This window comes from Neolewinella marina (genome assembly GCF_002631205.1).
In the GTDB taxonomy this organism is placed as follows: domain Bacteria; phylum Bacteroidota; class Bacteroidia; order Chitinophagales; family Saprospiraceae; genus Neolewinella; species Neolewinella marina.
Genome location: NZ_PDLO01000007.1, coordinates 69,384 through 90,998 on the forward strand (window position 1 = coordinate 69,384; position 21,615 = coordinate 90,998).

General features: G+C 64.6%; 18 protein-coding genes. 15 read left to right on the top strand and 3 right to left on the bottom strand.

The features are described 5' to 3' along the window. Positions 1-64: 64 nt before the first annotated feature. Together CGL56_RS14525 and CGL56_RS14530 are read left to right on the top strand one after the other, a co-directional pair. Positions 65-652, top strand: coding sequence for a hypothetical protein (locus CGL56_RS14525; protein WP_099107298.1), 588 nt, complete (start codon positions 65-67; stop codon positions 650-652). Further along, positions 646-1,392, top strand: coding sequence for a LytTR family transcriptional regulator DNA-binding domain-containing protein (locus CGL56_RS14530; protein WP_099107299.1), 747 nt, complete (start codon positions 646-648; stop codon positions 1,390-1,392). Before CGL56_RS14525 ends, CGL56_RS14530 begins: the two co-directional genes overlap by 7 nt. Here the strand turns inward: CGL56_RS14530 and CGL56_RS14535 are convergent. Beyond that, the gene (locus CGL56_RS14535; RefSeq protein WP_099107300.1) at positions 1,374-1,751 is read right to left on the bottom strand and encodes a transmembrane 220 family protein; all 378 of its coding nucleotides are present in this window, start codon (positions 1,749-1,751) and stop codon (positions 1,374-1,376) included. The genes CGL56_RS14530 and CGL56_RS14535 overlap by 19 nt on opposite strands. A gap of 27 nt (positions 1,752-1,778) precedes the next feature. Between CGL56_RS14535 and CGL56_RS14540 the strand changes: the two genes are divergently transcribed. After that, entirely contained in the window at positions 1,779-2,690 is a 912-nt protein-coding gene (locus tag CGL56_RS14540; protein WP_099107301.1) for an aldo/keto reductase, read from the top strand. Positions 2,691-2,726: 36 nt separating this feature from the next. On the opposite strand, the gene CGL56_RS14545 is transcribed toward CGL56_RS14540, so the two are convergent. Further along, positions 2,727-3,953, bottom strand: coding sequence for a metallophosphoesterase (locus tag CGL56_RS14545; RefSeq protein WP_099107302.1), 1,227 nt, complete (start codon positions 3,951-3,953; stop codon positions 2,727-2,729). Between the two features lie 94 nt (positions 3,954-4,047). On the opposite strand from CGL56_RS14545, the gene CGL56_RS14550 reads away from it, so the two are divergent. Then, entirely contained in the window at positions 4,048-4,791 is a 744-nt protein-coding gene (locus CGL56_RS14550) for a head GIN domain-containing protein (protein WP_099107303.1), read from the top strand. Here the strand turns inward: CGL56_RS14550 and priA are convergent. Next, positions 4,788-7,262, bottom strand: coding sequence for a replication restart helicase PriA (gene priA / locus CGL56_RS14555; RefSeq protein ID WP_099107304.1), 2,475 nt, complete (start codon positions 7,260-7,262; stop codon positions 4,788-4,790). The two genes, CGL56_RS14550 and priA, sit on opposite strands and share 4 nt — an antisense overlap. 205 nt (positions 7,263-7,467) lie before the next feature. Here priA and CGL56_RS14560 point away from each other — a divergent pair, with 205 nt between their 5' ends. The 11 genes from CGL56_RS14560 to CGL56_RS14610 all read left to right on the top strand — a co-directional run bounded on the left by CGL56_RS14560 (position 7,468) and on the right by CGL56_RS14610 (position 21,611). Further along, on the top strand, positions 7,468-8,577 hold the full coding sequence (locus tag CGL56_RS14560; RefSeq protein ID WP_099107305.1) for a DUF4407 domain-containing protein: 1,110 nt from the start codon (positions 7,468-7,470) through the stop codon (positions 8,575-8,577). A gap of 21 nt (positions 8,578-8,598) precedes the next feature. Next, positions 8,599-9,093 (top strand): dihydrofolate reductase, encoded by a 495-nt coding sequence (locus tag CGL56_RS14565; RefSeq protein ID WP_099107306.1) that lies wholly within the window; start codon positions 8,599-8,601, stop codon positions 9,091-9,093. Between the two features lie 75 nt (positions 9,094-9,168). Next, positions 9,169-10,512 carry a DUF2851 family protein gene (locus CGL56_RS14570; protein ID WP_099107307.1) on the top strand — a complete coding sequence of 448 codons (1,344 nt, stop codon included), beginning with the start codon at positions 9,169-9,171 and terminating at the stop codon, positions 10,510-10,512. 72 nt (positions 10,513-10,584) lie between these two features. After that, positions 10,585-13,218 carry a DNA mismatch repair protein MutS gene (mutS, locus tag CGL56_RS14575; RefSeq protein ID WP_099107417.1) on the top strand — a complete coding sequence of 878 codons (2,634 nt, stop codon included), beginning with the start codon at positions 10,585-10,587 and terminating at the stop codon, positions 13,216-13,218. 39 nt (positions 13,219-13,257) lie between these two features. Continuing rightward, positions 13,258-14,703: a dihydrolipoyl dehydrogenase family protein gene (locus CGL56_RS14580; RefSeq protein ID WP_099107308.1), complete on the top strand. Its 1,446-nt coding sequence runs from the start codon at positions 13,258-13,260 to the stop codon at positions 14,701-14,703. A gap of 5 nt (positions 14,704-14,708) precedes the next feature. Then, positions 14,709-16,469: a malto-oligosyltrehalose trehalohydrolase gene (gene treZ, locus CGL56_RS14585; protein ID WP_099107309.1), complete on the top strand. Its 1,761-nt coding sequence runs from the start codon at positions 14,709-14,711 to the stop codon at positions 16,467-16,469. Positions 16,470-16,476: 7 nt separating this feature from the next. After that, positions 16,477-18,753: a malto-oligosyltrehalose synthase gene (treY, locus tag CGL56_RS14590; RefSeq protein WP_099107310.1), complete on the top strand. Its 2,277-nt coding sequence runs from the start codon at positions 16,477-16,479 to the stop codon at positions 18,751-18,753. A gap of 97 nt (positions 18,754-18,850) precedes the next feature. Then, on the top strand, positions 18,851-19,483 hold the full coding sequence (locus CGL56_RS14595; RefSeq protein ID WP_099107311.1) for an outer membrane beta-barrel protein: 633 nt from the start codon (positions 18,851-18,853) through the stop codon (positions 19,481-19,483). Positions 19,484-19,606: 123 nt separating this feature from the next. Continuing rightward, positions 19,607-20,122 carry an RNA polymerase sigma factor gene (locus tag CGL56_RS14600; RefSeq protein ID WP_245184304.1) on the top strand — a complete coding sequence of 172 codons (516 nt, stop codon included), beginning with the start codon at positions 19,607-19,609 and terminating at the stop codon, positions 20,120-20,122. Continuing rightward, on the top strand, positions 20,119-20,709 hold the full coding sequence (locus CGL56_RS14605; protein ID WP_099107313.1) for a hypothetical protein: 591 nt from the start codon (positions 20,119-20,121) through the stop codon (positions 20,707-20,709). Before CGL56_RS14600 ends, CGL56_RS14605 begins: the two co-directional genes overlap by 4 nt. Positions 20,710-20,714: 5 nt before the next feature. Next, entirely contained in the window at positions 20,715-21,611 is an 897-nt protein-coding gene (locus CGL56_RS14610; RefSeq protein WP_099107314.1) for a DUF4097 family beta strand repeat-containing protein, read from the top strand. Positions 21,612-21,615 lie beyond the last annotated feature (4 nt).

The following is a 21,615-nucleotide window of genomic DNA, read 5'->3' on the forward strand; positions in this document are numbered from 1 at the left end:
ACCCGCCGCGGCCCGCAGAGATGCCCGTATCCGGTCAGGATACGGGCATTTTCTATATTTGGGCATGCAGTACCGCGCCGTGCGACTCCGGCAACTGGCCGACCGACTGGGAATGACCTTCAGCGACTCCGACACCCACGGCCTCGACCGCTGGCTGGAAGACTTCCGCCTGGCCGCCCGCGGCCGGCGTACGGCCATCACCAACGTGCTCCGCGAACAGCAGGGGCTGAAGGAGTACGACGCCTACCTGTTCGACTACAGCTACCGGTCCTTCGGCAAGCAGCAGGCAGTGCACCAGACGGTGTTCTTCCTCCACAGCCAGCAGCTCGTGCTCCCGGAACTCTGCCTCCAGCCGGAAACCCTGCTGCACAAGCTGGGGCAGCTCTTCGGGCGGGAGGACATCGACTTTACCCGCTTCCCGAAGTTCAGCAAGCAGTACCGCCTGACGGGGACCGACGAAGGCTACATCCGCCACCAGTTCACCGACGAGGTGCTCAACTACTTTACCGTTAATAAGGGGTGGTCGGTGGAGGGCATCGGCTACTATCTCCTGCTCTACAAGGATGGCTTCCTGCTGCCGCCAGAGGAAGTGGAGCAACTTTACCGCCGCGGACTGGAGTTGTATCGCCTGTTCTCCAACCAGCCATGCTGAGCCGCAATCCGTTCCGGCGGCCCTTCCCGGAGCGACCCTTTGGTCGCGCGGTCGTCATCGGCCACGGCCGCACCGCGCTCTTCGTTTTTCTGGCCCTCCTCTTTCTGTTGCCGGTGCTGCCGGCCCTGATGTACGGTACCGTCGTCTTCCTCATTGCCGTGGCCTACCACCAGCTTACGGAACGGCTCGGGGTGGGGCGCACCGGCCCGCGCTGGACCCTGGCGCGCTGGACACTCGACCAGGCCGTGCTGTTGCTGCTGGTGTCGGTGGCCAGTTTCCTGGTGTATAATGCGACGGTCGACTGGAGCGTCCTGAACCTCCGCGTACTGCTATACATCACGGTGCCTACGGTAGTGGTGGGCCTGCTGCCGATCGTGATCAGCGGAATTGCGGTTCAGTTGCGGGCGGAAGGGGAGCACCAGCGGCTGGCGGGCCGGGTGCAACTGTCCAAGTTGGGCGCCGGGGCGGAAGACTGCGACATCACCTTCGCCGTACGCCGCCCCGGCGGCGGTACGGTGCTGCACTATCGCGATTCCCCTCCACAAGCCATGACGGAGCGATCGCTGGAAGGCGTCGTGGACCAGCCCGGAGGAGCCGGGCTCGTGCGCTGTCACCGCGATTATCTGGTGAACCTGCGGTGCATCGTCGGAGTGACGGCCGATGCCCAGGGGCTGCGGCTCAGTGTGGGCCCGACCGGTGAAACCGTACCCGTGGCTCCGGCCTACTTCCGGGCCATCTGAAGCCGGTGGCAGGCGGTGACCCAGGCGTAGCCGCCCAGCGTCAGGGTGCAGAGGAGAAGGCCGAAGAACTCTCGGGTGAGCTCGATGTGGGGGGATTCCGCCTTCATCTGTCCGGCAATGGTGGGCATGCCGTCGTTGATCCAGGACACCAGGTCGGGCACCAGGCTCCCCATCCACACCGCCGCGGCCGTCAGGGCGATGAAAATGAGCAGGCGCGGCGGCTGGCCCAGGGCGGTCCAGCCGGCCACCAGGGCCACCGAACCGTACATGATTACCCAAAAGAGCCAGTCGGGGTCGTTGAGTTGCCAATAGGCGAATAGAAGGAAAAGGACCGCTACGAGGAGGTGGAAATATTTCATGTCAGTACGTTAGCGTAAAATTACGCCATGAACATAGCCCAACGAAAATTAAGTCCCGAGGGACCCCAGTTGTCCGAAATCGTCGCCGGTACCATGACCTGGGGCGTCTGGGGCAGCGATTACGACGCCGTTACCATGGCCGACCTGATCGGCCACTGCGTCGACCTGGGCATCACCACCTTCGACCACGCCGACATTTACGGCCACTACACCACCGAGGAAGCCTTCGGTACGGCCCTGAAGCAACACAGCAGCAGCGTGCGCAGCCAGATCCAGCTGGTCACCAAATGCGGCATCCAACTCGTGACCGGCAACCGCCCCGAAAACCGGGTGGCCCACTACAACAGCAGCAAGGAACACATCATCGCCTCGGCCGAACGCAGCCTGCGGAAACTCCAGACCGACTACCTGGACTTGCTCCTCATTCACCGCCCGGACCCCCTGATGGATCCCACGGAAATCGCCGCGGCCTTCGCCGAACTGAAAGCGGCCGGCAAGGTGCTCCACTTTGGGGTGAGCAACTTCACCACCAGCCAGTTCGACCTCCTGCGGTCCGAAACCGAACTGGTGACCAACCAGGTAGAATGCCACCCCCTGCACACCGCCCCCCTGTTCGACGGTACCTACGACCAGTGCCAGGCGCACAGCCTGCGGCCCATGGTGTGGAGCCCGCTGGGCGGGAACGAATACTTCAAGGGGGAAGGCACCAAGGTGCTCCGGCTGCGCGACAAGGTGAGGGAGATCGGCGAGAAATACGGCGTCGACGAAGACGTAATCCTGCTGGCCTGGTGCCGCAAGCATCCCACGAACCCGGTGCCCGTCATCGGAACCACCAAGAAGCACCGCATCACCCGCTCGCTCAAGGCCCTCAGCATCGACCTGGAGCGGCAGGAATGGTTCGAGATCCTGGAAGCCGGCCGCGGCCACGAAGTCGCCTGATCCGGGCAGCTTTCATAAAGCGAAAACCGTAAATTCCTAGGCCCTGCGCAGGGTCAGCACCGTCACCTCCGGCAGGATGCCCACCCGGCCGGGGTAGCCGAGGAAGCCGAGCCCCCGGTTCACGTACAGGCTCTGCCGCCCCTGTCGGTAGAGGCCGGCCCACTGCTCGTAGATGTACTGGGAGGGCGACCAGCGGAAACCGGGGATCTCCACGCCGAACTGGAAGCCGTGGGTGTGGCCGCTGAGGGTGAGGTCGATGTCGGGAAAGTCCGGCCGCACCAGGGCATCCCAACTGGTGGGGTCGTGGCTGAGCAGCACCTTGCAGTCGCAGTCGTCGGTACCGGCGGCGGCCTTTTCCAGGTTGCCGTACTTGGGGAAGCGCATGACGGCCGACCAGTTCTCGATGCCGATGAGTCCGAGGCGGTGACCATTGATGTCGATCTTGCGGTGCTCGTCGCGCAGCAGGTCCCAGCCCAGGCGGGCGTGGATGTCGTAGAGCTGTTCCAGGTTGGCCACGCGGGCCGCTTCATCTTCCCAGTCGACGTAGTCGCCGTAATCGTGGTTGCCCAGGATGCTGTACACCCCGTACTTACCCCGGACCTCCTTGAAGATGTCGACGTAGGGCAGCATCTCCTCGGCGCGGTTGTTCACCAGGTCACCGGTGAAGACTACCAGGTCGCCCTCCTCCCGGTTGATCATTTCCACGGCGTCGTAGAGGGGAGTGGTGCGGGTCCAGCTGCCGGAGTGCATGTCGCTGATCTGTACGATGCGCAGCCCCTCCAGGCCGGCGGGGAGGTTCTCTACCGGCACGTCGGCCGCGAAGCGGCGGTAGCGGTAGGCGTTGCGCACCATGCCATAGGTCAGGGTGACCAGGGGCACGCCGCCGGCCATGAGGGCGGCCTGGCTCAGGAACCGAGAGCGGCCGGTGTCCCGCTCGGTAACCGGGCTGAGGCGGTTCACCACCCAGCCGAACGCTCGCCGCAGTTCATCGATCAGCAGGAAGAGGACAATGGGCACCTTGCTGAAGTAGAGAATGAAGACCCCGGCCCGCCCGTAGGTCTGCAGGTCGCGCGGCCAGTTGTCGTTCCAGTCGAAGACATTGGCCAGCAAGAAGGCCAGTGCCGCGGCCGTTAGCGACCAGTACACCACGTACCCCGCCAGCCGTATCTTTCGCGGATAGCGGCTCAACCAGGCGCGCAGGGCGACAAAGGCGTAGCCATCCAGGAACAGCATGGTGGCCAGCAAAAAAATGAGTCTCGACATGCTGCCCTAAACGTTCCCGCCCGGAAAAAGATGTCGCCGGGTGCAACCGCCATCAGCCGCCCTCGTCTCTTTCGACCAAACCACCACTACTACCATGAAAATCCTCCTGTCCTCGCTTTTTTTCCTCCTGCTCACCTCCCTGTCCGCCCAGGTGGAAGTCAACAACGGCAGCTGGTTCTCCGGCCGCAACCGGGTGGAGGGCAACGGCGAGCTGGAAACCCAGTCGCGCAACCTCGACGGCTTCACCGGGGTGCACACCTGCTGTTCCTTCAAGGTCGAGCTGACGCAGAGCCGCGATTTCGGCGTGAAGGTTGAAGCGGAAAGCAACCTCCAGGAATTCATTGAAACCCGGGTGATCGGCAACACCCTCCACATCCGCTTCACCGACGACGCCAACTTCAAATCCAAGCGGGACATCCGCGTCTACGTGTCCCTGCCCCGCCTCGAAGCTGTGGATGCCTCGAGCAGTGCGCGGGTAACGGGCAAGACCCCCTTTACGGGGGAGGACCTGGCCCTGGACGTCAGCAGCTCCGCGACAATTGAGCTGGACTTCACCGGCCAGCGGGTCGACCTGGACGCGAGCAGCTCCGGTCGCATCACCGTGGGCGGCTCGGCCTCCCGGGTAACCGCCGACGCCAGCAGCGCCAGCACCATTGACGCCGCCGCCCTGAAGGCTGAAGATGCCGTGGCCGACGTCAGCAGTGCCGCCAGCGTCAACGTCCACGTGACCAACAGCCTGCGCGCCGACGCCAGCTCGGCCGGGGTGGTGCGCTACGGCGGCAATCCCCGCGACGTGGTGGCCGATACCAGCAGCGCCGGCCGCGTCAGAAGCAATTAATAGGGGTCAACGTCTACGACGATCCGCACCCCGCTCAGCCCTTTCTGGGTCGCCAGTTGGGCGGAAGCCCGCCGGATAATCTCCTTCACCCGCTGTCCCTCCGCCGGGGCGGCGGAGTAGCGGATCACCATGTCCTGGAGGTAGTAGGTGCGCAGCCGCGCCACGCTGGGCTCGAAGGGCCCCTCCAGGCGGTCGCCCAGGGCGTGCGCCAGCCATTTGCCCAGCAGTTTGGCCCCCTCCTCGGCGGTGGCCCGGCGGGGGTGGCGCAGCTGGATGCGGATCATGCGGCCGTAGGGCGGGAAGCGGTGCTGCTGTCGGTTGCGGGCCTCCCGCTGGATGAAGTTGTCGTAGTCGGCCGCCAGCACGTCGGTGAGTACCGGATGGCTGCCCTCGTGGGCCTGGATCACCACCCGCCCCTGTCGGTCGCGGCGGCCGGCCCGACCGGCCACCTGCAGCATGAGCTGGAAGGCGCGCTCGTCGGCGCGAAAGTCCGGGAAGCGCAGCAGCTGGTCGGCGCTGATCACGCCCACCAGTCCTACCCGTTCGAAGTCGAGCCCTTTGGTCACCATCTGGGTGCCCACCAGGATGTCGAGTTCGCCCACCTCGAACTGGTCGATCAGCTTACCGAGGGCGTGCTTGCCGCGGGTGGTGTCCAGGTCCATGCGGGCGATGCGCGCTTCCGGGAGGAAGATCTTCAGCTCGTCCTCGATCTTTTCGGTGCCCGTTCCGCTGAGCTTGAGCTGCACCTCCCCGCAGGCCGGGCAGTGCTCGGGTGGGGGAGTGGCGTAGCCGCAGCAGTGGCAGCGCAGGCGGTGCTGGAACTTGTGGTAGGTGAGGCTTACGTCGCAGTTCAGGCACTCTACCGTCCATTCGCAGGTGGGGCAGAAGTACACCGGCGCGAATCCCCGGCGGTTCTGGAAGAGGATGACCTGCTCCCCCCGCTCGATCGTCTGCCGCATGGCGGTGAGCAGGGTAGGGGTGAAGAAGGGGTGGTGACTGCCCTTCTCGTCGGTCTCCCGGCTGTCGGCCACTACGATCTCCGGCAGGGCCGTTCCGCCGAACCGCTCGGTCATGGTCACCAGTCTGTACTTGCCGCTGCGGGCGTTCTCCCAGCTTTCCAGGCTCGGCGTGGCGCTGCCCAGGAGGGCGCGGGCCCCGTGCTGCCGGGCCAGGTAGAGGGCCACGTCGCGGCCGTTGTAGCGGGGGTTGGGGTCGTGCTGCTTGAAGGAAGGATCGTGCTCCTCGTCGACCACCACTAGCCCCAGTTGGGTGAAGGGCAGAAAGAGGGCGGAACGCGGCCCCACGACCGAAGTCTTGCCGGAGAGTACGGCCTTCCAGATCTCCACCCGCTCCATGTTGTTCAGCCGGCTGTGGTAGACCATGATGCGGTCGCCGAGCACCCGCTGCAGCCGCTTAATGATCTGCCCCGTCAGGGCAATCTCCGGCAGCAGGTACAGCACCTGCCGCCCCGCGTTGATCACCTCCTGCATCAGCTCTAGGTAGACGCGGGTCTTGCCCGAGCCGGTTACGCCGTGGAGCAGGGCGGCCTTGCCCTCGGCGTGGAACCCGCGCACCGCGCCCAGGGCCTCCACCTGTTGCGGGCTCAGGGGGCCGGGCTCGGCCACCGCCTCCTCGCCGCCGATGCGGCTGATCTCCCGGTCGTAGAACTCGAAGATCTCCTTCTTGACCATCGCCTTCAGCACCGCGTCGGATGCCCCGGTGCGCTTCGACAGGTCGGCGCGGCGCACGTAGGGTTGGGTGCGGCTGTACTGCATGTATTCCAGCAGGACGGCCGTCTGCTTTTCGGAGCGGGCCACCAGGTCGAAGGCCGCAATGCGTTCGGCCTCGGTGCGGCAGGCCGGACCGAAGCGGACGCACTTCACCTCCAGGGCCTTGTAGGGGTCCACGAAGTTCTCCTTGGGCAGGATGATGTGGCGGTCGAGCAGGCTGCGGATGACCGGGTAAACGGTTTTCCGCTGGAGGATGTCGCGGATGTCCTTCAGCGACAGCTCCGACTGCAGCGTCAGCGCCTCCACCACCAGGTATTCGTCCTCGTTCAGGTCGGGAATGTCGTCGCTGAACAGGGGGCCCAGGGTGATGATGGTCTCACTGGCCATCTTCAGGTGGCTGGGCAGGCCGGCGGTCATCACCTCGCCCAGGGTGCAGCAGTAGTAGTCGGCCATCCAGTCCCACAGCTCCAGCTGTTGCCGCGTCAGCAGGGGCTCCACGTCGATCACGCTGAGGATGGGGCGGGTTTTGAAGCCAGGGGGGGTGCCGTGGAGGCGGCGCACGATGCCCGCGTAGTGTTTGTTGCGGCTGAACTGCACTTCCACCCGCTGCCCCTCGCGCAATCCGCCCACGTATTCTTCGGGTACCGAGTAGGTGTAGGTCTGGGCCAGGGCCAGGGGCAGCACCACGTCGGCGTACACCGTGCCACTGTCTACCGTATGCGAATCTGCGCTGCGCGTCACTGGGTTAAGTTAAAATAATTTGTTGCAAATATAGCACAAGCTCTCCGGGGCGGCGGCGCGCGGGTGCCGGGAATTTCGCGGAGCCGTTCCGGCCGGGGGGGAGCCCGTCCGCGGATTACTAGCATTTATCCAATAAAGCGGGGAGGTGGTGGGGTAGGCCCCTAGTTTAGGGATTCCATCGTCCACCCTCCAATCCCCGTTTACCGTGAACCACCTCAAAGCTTTTTTCCTCTTTTGCTCCGGCGTCGACCTGCGTACCCTGGAGCGCGTCCCGACCGACGAGAACAAGTACCTGGGCATCGGTGGCACCATCCTGTTTACCGGCATCATGGCCTTCCTGTCGGCGGGCTACGCCATGTACACCATTTTCGACAGCTACTGGCTGGCGGCGGGCTTCGGACTGCTGTGGGGACTGATGATCTTCAACCTGGACCGCTATATCGTATCCAGCATGAAGAGCGGGCGGGGCTTTTTCCGCAACGTGCTGGTGGCCCTGCCCCGCATCGGCATGACGGTGCTGCTGGCCATCGTCATCGCCAAGCCACTGGAATTGAAAATCTTTGAAAAGGAGATCGACGCCGAATTGGTCGTTATGGAGCAGGAGGTCTTCCAGACCCAGGAAGACCGCATCCGTGGCCGCTACGCCGAGCGGATGGCGGCTTACGAGGCCGATCTGGCCACCCTGGAGGCAGAGCTGACCGAAAAAGTTATCGCCCGCGACGCCGCCGCGGCCGCCGCCCTGGCCGAGGCCGACGGTACTGGAGGATCCGGCATCCGCAACATGGGGCCGATCTACCGCGCCAAGCAGGATCGCGCGGCCGCCGCCCAGGCCGAACTGGAGGCCACCCGCCTCACCCACCTGCCCCGGCGGGACGCTGCCCAGTCCGAAATCGCCGGACTGCGGGCCACCATCGACCGGGAGATTGCGGAACTCGACCGCGGCCAGTACGGTGGGCTTGCCGCCCGCATCGCCGCCCTGGACCGCCTCAGCCAGGGCAGCCGGGCCATCGCCCTGGCCGTCCTGTTCGTCAACCTGCTGTTCATTGCCATCGAGACGGCCCCCATCTTTACCAAACTCATTGCCCCCGCTGGCCCCTACGATTACGTTATGGCGGAATACGAACAGGGTTTTGAGGTAGCGGCAAAGGACACCATGACGGTCCGGGCCACCGACCTGAAGAACCGCATCCGCTACCATACGGAGGTGGGCGTGTACCGGACCACCGCCGACATCGCGGCGAAGAAGGCGGAGATCGACGCCGACCTGCGCCGGCGGCGGGAAGAGCTGGGGGCGGGAGATTTTGGCCTCGGATAGAATGCGGCGTACCTTCCCGCCATGCAACTTTCCGCCATCGTAGCTACCGACCGCCTGGGCACCATCGGCAAGGACGGGGAGATCCCCTGGTACCTGCCGGCCGACCTGAAATTCTTCAAGCGGATCACCTCCGGCCACCCCGTCATCATGGGGCGCAAGACCTTCCGCAGCATCGGACGGCCCCTGCCCAATCGCACCAACATCGTGCTCACCCGTGACCCCTTCTTCACCGCCACGGGCACCGTGGTGGTACACAGCCTGCGGGAGGCACTCGGGCATCCGGCGGTCACCGAATCCCCCGAAACCTTCATCATTGGCGGCGGGGAGTTGTACCGGGCGGCCCTGCCCCTGACCACCACCGTTTACCGCACCATTGTCGACACTGAGGTAGCCGACGGCGATGCCTTCTTTCCCGGACTGCCCGCCGAGGAATGGCGGGAGGTATGGAGCGAGGCCCACCGCCCCGACCGGAAGAACGAATACGCCTTCCGCTTCAGCCGCCTGGTGAGAAAATAAAACAAAAAGTTGCAAGTTATCGCGAAAAGGCGTTATTTATGTCAAATTGTTTGACATTGGTAACCACTTTGAGCGATGAAAGAAGATTTTCTGCACTACCTGTGGCGGCTGGCCCGATTTGACCTGCGGGACCTCACGACCACCACCGACGAACCCCTCACCATTCAGCAGTTCGGGGTATCCAACACCAACGCCGGCCCCGACTTCGACGACGCCCGCATCCGGATCGGCGGCCTGCAGTGGGCCGGCAAGGTCGAAATGCACCTGCGCAGCAGCGAATGGTACGACCACGGTCACGACCGGGATCCGGCTTATGACGGGGTGATCCTCCACGTCGTACTGGAGGAGGACCGGCCCGTGTACCGCCGCGACGGCAGCCGGATCCCGTGTCTGGAATTGCGGCAGCGGATCCCGGCCGGGGTACACAACCGCTACTGGCGACTGCTGCACAACGAATACTGGGTGCCCTGCCAGACGCAGCTGGCGAGCGTCACGGCACCCGTCCGGGCCCTGTGGCTGCAGCGGATCCTGGCCGAACGCCTGACCCGGCGGTCGGCCGCCTTCGCCGCCCGGCTGGAGACGGAGGGGCGCGATTGGGAAGCGGCTTTCTATCTCACACTGGCCCGGGTGATGGGCGGCAAGGTGAACGGGGAAGCCATGGAGATGCTTGCCGCGTCCCTGCCCCTGCGCCTACTGCAGAAGCACAAACACAGTTTGCTGCAACTGGAGGCCTTGCTGTTCGGCCAGTCGGGGCTGCTGCCCGAACCGGCGGCGGGGGAGGTGGCCTACGTGGGGCAGCTGCGGCGGGAATACCAGTTGCTGCGGACGAAGTACGAGTTGCAGCCCTTGCCCGCGACCGCCTGGCGGTTCCTCAGGATGCGGCCCAACAACTTTCCCACCGTGCGCATTGCCCAGTTGGCCTGTCTGTACCACCGCAGCGGACAACTGTTCGGCAAGGCCCTGGCGGCGGCCGATGTGCGCGAGCTGCGCAATATGTTCGTAGTCCACCTGAGCAACTACTGGCGCGACCATTACCGCTTCGGGCCGGTAGGGGAGCGGCGCCCGGCCCGGCTGGGCGAGGCGGCCGTCCGGTCCATCCTGATCAACGCCGTGGCTCCGGCCTACTTCACCTACGGACAAATGCGCGGCGAGCAGCGGTTTCAGGACCGGGCCGTTGAATTGCTGGAGGAGTTGCCCGCGGAGTCTAACGCAGTGATCCGCCAGTGGAACAAGCTGGGGTGGCCGGCGGCCTCGGCCGCCGACAGCCAGGCGCTGCTCGAGCTCAAATCGGCCTACTGCGCGCCCACCCGCTGCACCTCCTGCGCGGTGGGCTGTGCCATCCTGAACCGGCCGGACGCCGAAGGAGCGCCCCTGCTCAGCCTGAACGAAGCGGCCCGGGCCTACCGGTTGGTAGGGTAGGATTGTTACCTTCGCCCTCCCGAAAACCCCTATCCCGTGGCCAACAGCAAGTCGAAAAAAGTCACCCCCTTGATGGCGCAGTACAACAAGGTGAAGGCCAAGCACCCCGAGGCCTTGCTGTTGTTCCGCGTGGGTGATTTCTACGAAACCTTTGGCGAGGACGCGGTGAAGGCCGCCCAGGTGCTGGGCATCACCCTGACCAGCCGGAACAATGGCGGCAGCGACGTGGAGCTGGCCGGCTTTCCCTACCACAGTGTGGATATGTACCTGCCCCGGTTGGTAAGGGCCGGCTACCGGGTGGCGATCTGCGAGCAGCTGGAAAAGCCCTCCAAGGACAAAAAGATCGTCAAGCGGGGGGTCACCGAGATCGTAACCCCGGGCCTGGCCGTCGACGACCAGCTGCTCGAGCACAAGGCCAACAACTTCCTGGCCAGCGTAGTGCTGGGCCGGGGGCGGCGCGACGCCTGCGGCCTGAGCTTGCTCGACCTCAGCACCGGCGAATTCCTCGTGGCGGAGGGGGGCTCCGACTACATCGACAAGCTGCTGCAGAGCTTCCAGCCCAAGGAAGTGCTGGTGGGCAAGGACCGCCGCAAGGAGTTCGAGCAGGTTTTCGGCGACCGCTTTTACCTCTCGCCCCTCGACGAGTGGGTGTACACCACCGACTACACCACCGAAAAGCTGCTCAAGCAGTTTCAGGCCGCCAGCCTGAAGGGCTTCGGAATCGAGGAACTGGAGCGGGCCAGGATGGCGGCCGGCGCGACCCTGCATTACCTGGAAACCACCGAGAACCGTAACCTCCGGCACATCAGCCGGATCGGGCGGCTGGCCAACGACCGCTACGTCTGGCTGGACCGCTTCACCATCCGGAACCTGGAACTCATCTACAGCCCCCACGACCACGGGGTATCGTTGGTCGACATCATCGACCGGACGGTCACCCCCATGGGTGGCCGCCTCCTCCGCAAATGGGTAGTGCTGCCGCTGAGGGATATCGACGCCATCCGCCAGCGTCACCAGGCGGTGCGCACTTTCGTACAGTCGCCCCCCCTGTTGCAGGACCTCGACACCTCCCTCAAGCAGATCGGCGATGTGGAGCGCCTCATCTCCAAGGTGCCCCTGGGCAAGGTGAACCCCCGGGAAATCCGCGCCCTGAGCCGGGCCCTCTGCGCCATGGAGCCCATCCGCGACCTGCTCCTCGATTCCGGCAGCGACGTGCTGGCCAACCTGGCCTCCCAGTTGGATCCCCTGCCGGACGTCTGCGCGGCCATCGACCGCCAGCTGCGGGAGGACCCGCCCGTCAACCTGAGCAAGGGGGGCGTCATCGCCGATGGCTACGATGAGCTGCTCGACGAACTCCGCGACGTCACCCGTAACGGAAAGAGCCGGCTTGCCGCCATCCAGCAGCGGGAAAGCGAACGCACGGGCATCAGCAGCTTGAAGATCGGCTTCAATAACGTCTTCGGCTACTACCTGGAAGTGACCAACAAGTACAAGAAGGTGGTGCCTGCGGAATGGACCCGCAAGCAGACCCTGACCAACGCCGAGCGGTACATCACCCAGGAGCTCAAGGAGCTGGAAGACAAGATCCTCCACGCCGAGGAGAAAATCCTGCTCCGCGAAGAAGAACTCTACGCCGAACTGGTGGCCTGGCTGCACGACTACATCGCCCCCGTACAGCGCAACGCCGGGATACTGGCGCGGGTGGATTGCCTGCTGGGCTTCGCCAAGGCGGCCAACCGCGACCGCTACGTCGAGCCCGAAATGCACGAGGAGCGCGACCTAGACATCGAGGAGGGGCGCCACGCCGTCATCGAGCGACAATTGGCCGTGGGCGAGCAGTATGTCCCGAACGACGTGCGCCTGGACCCCGACGACCAGCAGATCATCATGATCACGGGACCGAACATGGCGGGTAAATCGGCCCTGCTGCGGCAGACGGCCCTGATCTGCCTGCTGGCACAGATGGGAAGTTTTGTGCCGGCAAAACGGGCACGCCTGGGCATCGTGGACCGCGTCTTCACCCGGGTGGGAGCCAGTGACAACATCAGCAGCGGGGAATCGACCTTCATGGTGGAGATGAACGAGACGGCCTCCATCATGAACAACATCACGGACCGCAGCCTCATCCTGCTCGACGAGATCGGCCGGGGGACGAGCACCTTCGACGGCATCAGCATCGCCTGGGCCATCGCCGAATACCTTCACAACAACGGGAGGGCCCGCCCCAAGGTGTTGTTTGCTACCCACTACCACGAGCTCAACGAGCTGGCCGACAGCTTGCCGCGCATCCACAACTACTCCATCGCCATCAAGGAGCACGGCAACCGGATCATCTTCTTGCGCAAACTCGTGCCGGGTGGCAGCCAGCACAGCTTCGGTATCCACGTTGCCCGGATGGCGGGCATGCCCGCGGAGATCGTTGCCCGGGCTTCCAACATCCTCACCCAGCTGGAACAACAGCACATCACCGAGGAGGTGGGGCAGCCGGCGGAGGCCACCGCCGCCGCGGGACAACCCGCCGCCCCCCGGGTGGCCCCCGGAACCCTGAGCGCCGAAGCCCTGCAACTGAGCATCTTCGAAACCGCCGATCCTACGGCCGGGCGGTTGCGGGAGATGCTCGAGCAGGTGAGCATCAACAACATGACGCCCATTGAGTGCATGATGAAGCTGCAGGAGCTGAAGGAGGTGGTCAGCCGCGCCGACTAGGCCAGCAAACAAACTGCCGGTGGGCGGGCTTGTGAGGGTATGGCAAACTATACCCACGACCTGATCGTGATCGGTGCCGGCTCTGGCGGGCTCGGGGCGGCCGGCTTCGGCGGCGCGATCGGCCTGCAGGTCGCCCTCATCGACAAAACCAGTACCGACTACGGCGGAGAATGCCTGAACTCCGGCTGTGTACCCAGCAAGGCCCTGCTCCACGTGGCGGCCCAGTTCGCCGGGGCCCGGGAAGCGACCCGGTTTGGGCTCAAAATCGAGGGTAAGGCCGACTTCGGCCGGGTGATGGCCTACATCCGCGAGCGGCAGGACATCATCCGCGAGCGGGAGTCCCCCGATTACCTCCAGCGGGAATACGGTCTGGAGTGCATTGTGGGCGAAGCCATGCTCACCGGCCGCCGGGAGGTAACCGTGAACGGCCGGAAGCTTACCGCCCCCCGCATCATCCTGGCTACCGGCTCACGGCCCCGTCACCTGGAGGTGCCCGGCGCCGAAGCGGTAACCCAATACGACAATGAGCGGCTGTTCTGGGAACTGGATGAGCTGCCCGATCACCTGGTGGTCGTCGGTGGCGGGCCCAACGCCTGCGAAATGGCCCAGGCCTTCCGCCGGCTGGGCAGCAAGGTTACCCTGCTGAACCGCGGCGAACGCCTGCTACAGAACGACCCGCCCGCCGCGGCCGCCGTGCTCGAACAAAGGCTGTTGGCCGAAGGGGTGGACATTCGTCACCACACGGAGGTGAGCCGCTTCACCGACGCACATACGGCCATGCTTACCCGGGGCGGGCTTGCCGAGGGGAGCCTCGGTTTCAGTCACCTGGCCGTGGCCATCGGCCGTCACGTCCGCACTTCCGGCCTGGGGCTGGAGCTCGCCGGGGTACACGTCAAGGACGGCAAGATCATCACCGACGAATACTACCGCACCACCAATCCGGCCATCTTCACGGTGGGCGACGCCTACGGGCGGGAGATGTTCAGCCACGGCGCCGAGAAGCACAACACGGAGCTGTGGACCAACCTGCTGAGTCCCGTCGACCGCAAGCACAAGCTCAACAACTTCAGTTGGGTAACCTTCACCGATCCCGAGGTGGCCACCTTCGGCCTCACCCCCCAACAGCTGGTGGCCCGGGGAACGGAATACGAAACCGTGGAGCAGTCGCTGGAGCACGACGACCGCGCCGTGGCCGCCGACTACCGGGAAGGGGTGCTGATCCTCTACCTCAGCCGCCCCGCCTTCGGGAGCGGCAAGGTGCTGGGCGGCACCCTGGTAGCCCCCGCCGCGGGGGAGATGATCCAGGAACTGCTGCTGCTCCACCAGCTGGACCTCGATTACGACAAGCTCACGAACAAAATTTATCCTTACCCGGTAGGAAGTCGCATCAACCAGAAGCCCGCCCGCGACCGGGCCCAGCAGCGACTGCTCTCCAAGTGGACCAAAAAAGCCCTGCAGCTGGCCTACCGGCTGCAAAACCGATAAACCCCATGAACGACACTTTTCCCTACCTCCCCCTGGGGCCCCTATCCGCGGAGCCGGACGGAAACCGACGCTTCCGCGTCTGGGCACCACTGCCCAAAAGCCTCGACCTCGTCCTCCTTACCGATGACGACCAGACGCTCCACCGCATGCAGCCGGAAGGGAACGGCTACCTGATCTCCGAGCCCGTGGCGGCACCGGCCGGCACGCGGTACGGCTTTTACCTGAACGGCAAACGCGACAAGCTCTACCCCGATCCCGCCAGCCGCTACCAGCCGTCGGGGGTACACGGGGAAAGTGAAGTCATTGACCTGCCCCCGGTCGCCGACGAGGACTGGTCGGGCAAACCCCTCCACGAAGCCGTCATCTACGAACTCCACGTAGGCACCTTCACAGAGGCCGGCACCTTCGCCGCCGCCGAGGAGCGGCTGGATTACCTCCGCGACCTCGGCGTGACCATGCTCGAGATCATGCCCCTCAACCAGACCAGTGGCGAACGCAACTGGGGCTACGACGGGGTGCTACCCTCCGCCCTCTTCCAGGCCTACGGCCGGCCGGAGGATTTCCACCGCTTCATCCGGGCCGCCCACGAACGCGGCATCGCCGTCATCGTCGATGTGATCTACAACCACCTCGGGCCGGAAGGCAACTACCTGCCCAGTTTCTTTCCCGTCTTTACCGAAAAGCACCACACCCCCTGGGGGGCGGCCATCAACTTCGACGACGCCCACGCCGACGGGGTGCGCAACTACTGGCTGGAGAACGTCCGGTTGTGGCTGGAAACCTACGGGGCGGATGGCCTGCGCATCGACGCCGTCCACGCCATCAAGGATTACTCCGCCAATCATTTCCTGGAAGAAGTATCGGCCCTCGCAGACCGCATTGGCAAGGCGCAGGGGCGCACCATCGTCACCATCGCGGAATGCGACCTGAACGCCCCCCGCTACCTCCAGTCCCGCAAGCGGGGCGGCTACGGCATGTCCGGACAGTGGGTCGACGAGTTCCACCACGCCATGCACGCCCTGCTTACCGGGGAGGTACGTGGCTACTACGAGGATTTCGGAGAGGTAGAGCAGCTGGCCCGTGCCCTGAAGGATGGCTACGTGTATACCGGACAGTATTCCCCCCACCGCAAGCGCAATTTCGGCCGCAAACCGGGCCCCGGGATCACCCCCGCCCAGATGGTGGTGTTCCTGCAGAACCACGACCAGGTCGGTAACCGCATGGAGGGCGACCGTCTGCTGGGTGGAATAGGAGTCGATAAGTACCTCCTGGGGGCTGGTACCTACCTGCTGTCGCCCTTTACGCCGCTGATCTTTATGGGGGAGGAGTACGGTGAGGAAAACCCCTTTCCCTACTTCGTCCATCACGGTGAGGAGGCACTGATCAAGGCCGTACGGGAGGGGCGGGCCCGCGAGTTTGCCGCCTTTCAGACCGAGGGGCACCACGTGCCCGATCCCCAAGCGGAAGAAACCTTCCGATCCGCCAAACTCAGCTGGAAACAGGACGACCGCATTCTGGAATTCTACCGGAGGGCCCTGCACCTGCGCTCCGCCGCCCCGGCCTTTGCGGACATCTCCGTGGACCAGTCCGGCCCCCTCATCACCTGGAGCATCCGCGGCGGCAAATACACCGCCTGCGGCAACTACGGCGACGAAGCCCTGACCATCGAGGTCGACGCCGACGAACTCTTGCTGGCCTCCAACGGGGCCACCCTGGAAAACAACCTGCTGCAACTCCCCGCCTGGGGGTTTGCCGCCATCGCATAAGCCCATCATGACCACCTACCGCATTCAATTTCACGCCGGTTTCACCGTCGCCGACCTGATCGATATCCTCGATTACCTCCAGGACCTCGGCATCGACACCGTCTACGGCAGCCCGGTACTGACGGCCACCACCGGCAGCACCCACGGCTACGACGTCACCGACCCCGAACACCTTAACCCCGAAATTACCACCGAAGCCGAGTGGGAGCGGCTGCACGCCGAACTGAGCCGCCGGGGCATGTCCTACATGCAGGACATCGTGCCCAACCATACGGCCCTGACCCACGAGAACGTCTGGTTCAAGACGGTGATCGGGGCGGGGCGCGAGGGGCGCTACGCCGGCCACTTCGACATCGACTGGGACCACCCCCGCATGCCCGGCCGCATGATGCTGCCCGTACTGGGCGAGGAACCGGAAGCGGCCGCGGAGGCCGGTCAGATCACCCACTACCGCGGCGGCGTGAAGGTATACGAAGACCATTGGGAAGGACCGGAGGCGGACCGGGAGCAGCCGGCGAACGGCGAACTGCCCGTCCAGCCCGTCCACTGGCAACGGGTAAACGACTTCATCAACTACCGTCGGTTCTTCACGGTCAACCAGCTGATCGGGATGCGGACGGAAGAGGAGGCGGTGTACGAGGACCTGCACCGGCGCACTTTCGCCGACGTCCGCGCCGGCCGCATCCACCACCTGCGCGTCGATCACGTGGACGGACTGCTGGATCCCACCACCTACCTGCAGCGGCTGCGCAAGTCGGTAGGGCCCGAGATCGGCATTTACGTGGAAAAGATCCTGGAGCCCGGAGAGCAATTGCCGGAAGACTGGCCCGTGCAGGGCACCACCGGCTACGACTTCCTGGCCGCGGTAAACCGGCTGTTGACCGACGACGAGACCGGCAGCAGCTTTAGCGACCTCTACGAGGAACTCACCGGTGAGCCCCTGCCCAGCTACCCCGAACTGGTATTCCGCAACAAGCTGATGCTGGTGAGGGAACACTTCAGCGGGGAGCTGGATAATCTGGTCCGCCGCTGGTCCCCCCTGCTCACCGACGAGTTGCGGCAGGACTTCCGGGAAACCCTGGCCCACTGGTTGGCGGCCTTCCCCGTTTACCGGATCTATCCCCACGGCGGGCGGCTCACCGACCACGAACTGGCCGTATGCATGGAAGCCACCACGGCGGTGACCCTCTATGCCCCGGAGCGGGGGCGGGCGGTACTCACGTGGGTAAACTGGCTGGCCCACCAGGAATTCAGCGGACAGTCTCTGGAGTACCTCCAGCGCACCCAGCAACTCAGCGGGCCCCTGATGGCCAAGGGGGTGGAGGATACCACCTTCTACCAGTTCTGGCGGCAGGCCCACCTGAACGAAGTAGGCAGCTCGGCCGATCCCAACGACCGGCTACCGGTGCGCGAATTTCACGCCTTCATCCGCGAGCGAGCGGCCAGCAGCATGAACGCCACGGCCACCCACGATACGAAACGCGGGGAGGACGGACGGGCTTTCCTCCAGGCCCTGACCTTTTACCCGGGGGAGTGGCGGTCCTTCGTAACCCTGGCCCGGGAGAAGCTGGACATGGGCCCGGTACGGCCCCGCGGATTCTACCTCGTGCTGCAGAGCCTCGTAGCGGGTTATCCCCTCCACCATTCCCCGGAGGAGGCCGACCTGCGGGAACGGCTGCACCGCTACCTGGAAAAGGCCATCCGGGAAGGAAAGGAGATGAGCGACTGGGCCGAACCCAACGAGGAGTACGAGACGGGGCTGAAAGACCTGGCCGACCAGCTGCTCGACGATAGCGACCTGCGGACCCACCTCGAGAACCTGCTCAAGACGATCTGGCCGCAGACGCGCCACAACAGCTTCGCCCAGGTGATCCTGAAGTGTACCGCCCCGGGCCACCCGGACGTCTACCAGGGCACCGAGGGCTGGGACCTCAGCTTCGTGGATCCCGACAACCGCCGCCCGGTAGACTACGCCGAGCGCGTAAGCTGGCTGGAGGGCACTCCGGGCGACAAATACGCCCCCGCCCAGAAGGCCCAGTTGCTGCGGGCACTGCTGCACCTGCGGCGCGACCACCCCGGCTTCTTCCGCGACGCCACCTACGAGCCCCTGTCGGAAGGGGACTCGGTACTGGCCTTCCGCCGGGTACACCGGGGGCAGCAGCTGGTAGTGAAGATCGCCAAGCGGGCGGGTACGCGGGTGGAACGCCCCGGGGAAGCCGGCCTGCACCGGGTAGTCAACGATGAGTTCGGCGAAGGCCTCGGCGTCTGGTTCGGGGAGCCGTGACCCCTGTGGCCGGGCCGTGGATTAAGGGAGTATTAACGCATCGCACACAATTCCCCCGGGGGAAATTGCGCTTTATCGCTAACCAAATCAACCTGAAATGAGAAACCGCCTTGCCCTGCTTTTGCCGCTGCTTTTCCTGAGTGGCCTGTCTTTCGCCCAGATTGAACTGGGGCTGAAGGCCGGCCTGTCGACCGAATCCCTCCAAGGGGAATCCTTCAGTATCGACCGGGAGGGTCGCCAGGACCTCATGTTTGCCCTGGAGGACGCCGAATACGGCTTCCAGTTCGGTGCCCTGCTGCGCATCCCGCTGGGCGAAAAGCTGTCCCTCCAGCCGGAAGTGACTTTCAACAGTGCGAAGAACAACTACCGCCTGGATGACCCCGAGAACAACTCCTCGGTAGTCTTTAACGAGCGCTACAACGACGTCAACGTGCCCGTGCTGTTCAGCTACAAGCTGGCCTTCCTGCGGCTGAACGCCGGTCCGGTAGGGCATTTCTTCCTGTCGAGCACCAGCGACCTGTCGAGCGACGAGGGCATCGAGCGCACTTTTGATTCCTTCAACCTGGGCTACGCCCTGGGCGGGGGCATCGACATCGGTCCCCTGACCTTCGACGTACGCTACGCCGGCAACCTCGAAAAGTACGGAGAGACCTTCACCGTAGACGGCACCACCTTCCAGATCGACCAGGCGCCCAAGCGCTGGATTGGCAGCGTTGCCTACCGCTTCTAGTCCGCTTTTTTCACCACCGACCAACCCCGAGCGCTCTGTACCCCCTCCCTGGTACAGAGCGCTCGCCGTATGATACCTACCTTGTCACGCAGTACCATCTCCCCGAACCCAACCCCCGCCCGGATGACGGAAGCCGAACTCATCGAGGCCTGCCGCCGCCAGGACCGCCGCGCCCAGAAGGAACTGTACGACCGCTACAGCCGGGCCATGTATACGGCCTGCTACCGGATCTGCGGCGATTTCGACCTGGCCAACGATGCCCTGCAGGAAGGGTTTCTCAAGGTGTTCCAGAAGTTGCACACCTTCCGCGGAGAGAGTACCATCGGGGCCTGGATGAAGGTAGTGATCGTGCGTACCGCCCTGAACCGCCTGCGCCGGCAGCCGCAGTACGATGAGTTGCCCCTGAACTACGCTGACGAGGAAGTGGACTGGGGGCATACGGCGCTGGACGTAGAGTACCTGGAGCAGGCCATCCGGCGGCTGCCCGACGGCTACCGGGCCGTATTCGTGCTCATCGAAGTGGAGGGCTACAAGCACCAGGAGGTGGCCGACCTGCTCGGGATCACCGTAGGCACCAGCAAGAGCCAGCTCTTCTACGCCAAGAAAAAATTACGTGAATACCTGAAGGCTTACGTATGAAAGAGAAGAATTACGACCGCCTGCGCCGCGCGCTGGATCAGCTGCCGGACTACGGCCCCGACGACCAAACCTGGGAGCACATCCAGGGTGGGCTCGACGCCCCCCGGGTACCGCTGGCCGAGCAACTGCCCACCTACGCCCCCCCCGCCCAGGTGTGGAACGCCCTGAGCCGGGAACTGCCCCCCGCCGGCCGCCGCCGCCTCTCTGTGGTGCGGCAGGCCGGCCGCCGCGTCGCGGCTCTGGCCGCCGCCGCCATGGTGGCCCTGCTGGTCGCCGCCGGGCTGTACCTGCGCGACGAGGGGCCGGAAGTAACCTACGCCTACTACCAGGAGGCGGCCCCCGCGCCGGTGGTGGCCGACTGGGACGAGGACGAAGACAGCTTCGACCGGGCCCGGGAAGTAGTGCAGCAACGCAACGAGCCCCGCCTGAATCACCTCGGCCAGGAGCTCGATGAACTCACTTCCGCCCGGGAGGAAGTAAAGGCCATGCTGGTCGCCTACGGGGAAGATCCCTCCATCGTGCGGCAACTGGCGGAAATCGAGCGGGAGCGGGACGACGTCTACCGTCGCATCATCGTAGAACTGTAAGCCCTATGCGTCTGAGCCTCACCGTATTGCTCTTGGTACTGCTCTTCGGCACCCGCGCCCGCGCCCAGAACGGTGTCCTGGAGGTGGTGTCCAAGACCATCGCCGATACTTACGACTACCGCAGCGGCAGCGAGCTGGCCGTGGAAGGGGAGAAAGCGGAAATTTTCGTCGAAACCTGGAGCCAGCAGAAGATCAGCGTCCGGGTGGTCCTGACCGCCCGTCACCCAAGGCTGGAGCAGGCACGCCGCGACCTGGAGAACCTGGAGTTCATTACCGAAGTGGCCGGCCAGAAGATTTTCCTGAAAAACCGCCGCAAGGACGAAAACCGCAAGCCCGAAAGCGAGCTGACCGTGGAGTACCACATCATTCTGCCCGAGGAGTGCCCCGTCTACCTGAAGAGTCACTTCGGCGGGGCCACCATCAGCAACCTGCGCAACCGGCTGCGGATCAACGGGGAGTTCTCGGCCATCAACATCGACAATGTACAGGGGCTGCTCGACATCCGTACCCGCTTCGGCGACATCGTCGGAGAGAAGATCGACGGCAACGTGGTGATCAATGCCCGCCGTTCCGACATCAGCCTGCTCGACGTGGGCGGCACCTTCACCATCAACGCCCAGTACGGGGAGCTGAAGCTTAGTCCGAACATCCGCATGCGCGACCTGCGCATCAACGCCGACAAAAGCAACGTATACATCTACGAGCCCGTGGGCGGGGAAGGGCTGGCCTACGAGCTTTCCAGCAACAACGGTGAACTGCGGGTACCCGACAACCGCCAACTGATCGAACTGGACCGCACCAATGAGTGGCGGCGGGTGCAGATCGGTCCGAATACGGAACGCAGTGGCACCATCACGGCCAGCGTCACCTTCGGCAACCTGACACTGGGGAAGCAGCGCTAGGGTA

What these genes read in the sequence shown, in the direction of transcription:
- CGL56_RS14605 (WP_099107313.1), top strand. Translation starts at nt 20,119, where the DNA reads ATGAAAGAGAAGAATTACGACCGCCTGCGCCGCGCGCTGGATCAGCTG.
- CGL56_RS14545 (WP_099107302.1), bottom strand. Translation starts at nt 3,953, where the DNA reads ATGTCGAGACTCATTTTTTTGCTGGCCACCATGCTGTTCCTGGATGGC.
- CGL56_RS14535 (WP_099107300.1), bottom strand. Translation starts at nt 1,751, where the DNA reads ATGAAATATTTCCACCTCCTCGTAGCGGTCCTTTTCCTTCTATTCGCC.
- mutS (WP_099107417.1), top strand. Translation starts at nt 10,585, where the DNA reads ATGGCGCAGTACAACAAGGTGAAGGCCAAGCACCCCGAGGCCTTGCTG.
- CGL56_RS14540 (WP_099107301.1), top strand. Translation starts at nt 1,779, where the DNA reads ATGAACATAGCCCAACGAAAATTAAGTCCCGAGGGACCCCAGTTGTCC.
- treY (WP_099107310.1), top strand. Translation starts at nt 16,477, where the DNA reads ATGACCACCTACCGCATTCAATTTCACGCCGGTTTCACCGTCGCCGAC.
- CGL56_RS14550 (WP_099107303.1), top strand. Translation starts at nt 4,048, where the DNA reads ATGAAAATCCTCCTGTCCTCGCTTTTTTTCCTCCTGCTCACCTCCCTG.
- CGL56_RS14565 (WP_099107306.1), top strand. Translation starts at nt 8,599, where the DNA reads ATGCAACTTTCCGCCATCGTAGCTACCGACCGCCTGGGCACCATCGGC.
- CGL56_RS14525 (WP_099107298.1), top strand. Translation starts at nt 65, where the DNA reads ATGCAGTACCGCGCCGTGCGACTCCGGCAACTGGCCGACCGACTGGGA.
- CGL56_RS14580 (WP_099107308.1), top strand. Translation starts at nt 13,258, where the DNA reads ATGGCAAACTATACCCACGACCTGATCGTGATCGGTGCCGGCTCTGGC.
- CGL56_RS14530 (WP_099107299.1), top strand. Translation starts at nt 646, where the DNA reads ATGCTGAGCCGCAATCCGTTCCGGCGGCCCTTCCCGGAGCGACCCTTT.
- CGL56_RS14600 (WP_245184304.1), top strand. Translation starts at nt 19,607, where the DNA reads ATGACGGAAGCCGAACTCATCGAGGCCTGCCGCCGCCAGGACCGCCGC.
- CGL56_RS14595 (WP_099107311.1), top strand. Translation starts at nt 18,851, where the DNA reads ATGAGAAACCGCCTTGCCCTGCTTTTGCCGCTGCTTTTCCTGAGTGGC.
- CGL56_RS14610 (WP_099107314.1), top strand. Translation starts at nt 20,715, where the DNA reads ATGCGTCTGAGCCTCACCGTATTGCTCTTGGTACTGCTCTTCGGCACC.
- CGL56_RS14570 (WP_099107307.1), top strand. Translation starts at nt 9,169, where the DNA reads ATGAAAGAAGATTTTCTGCACTACCTGTGGCGGCTGGCCCGATTTGAC.
- treZ (WP_099107309.1), top strand. Translation starts at nt 14,709, where the DNA reads ATGAACGACACTTTTCCCTACCTCCCCCTGGGGCCCCTATCCGCGGAG.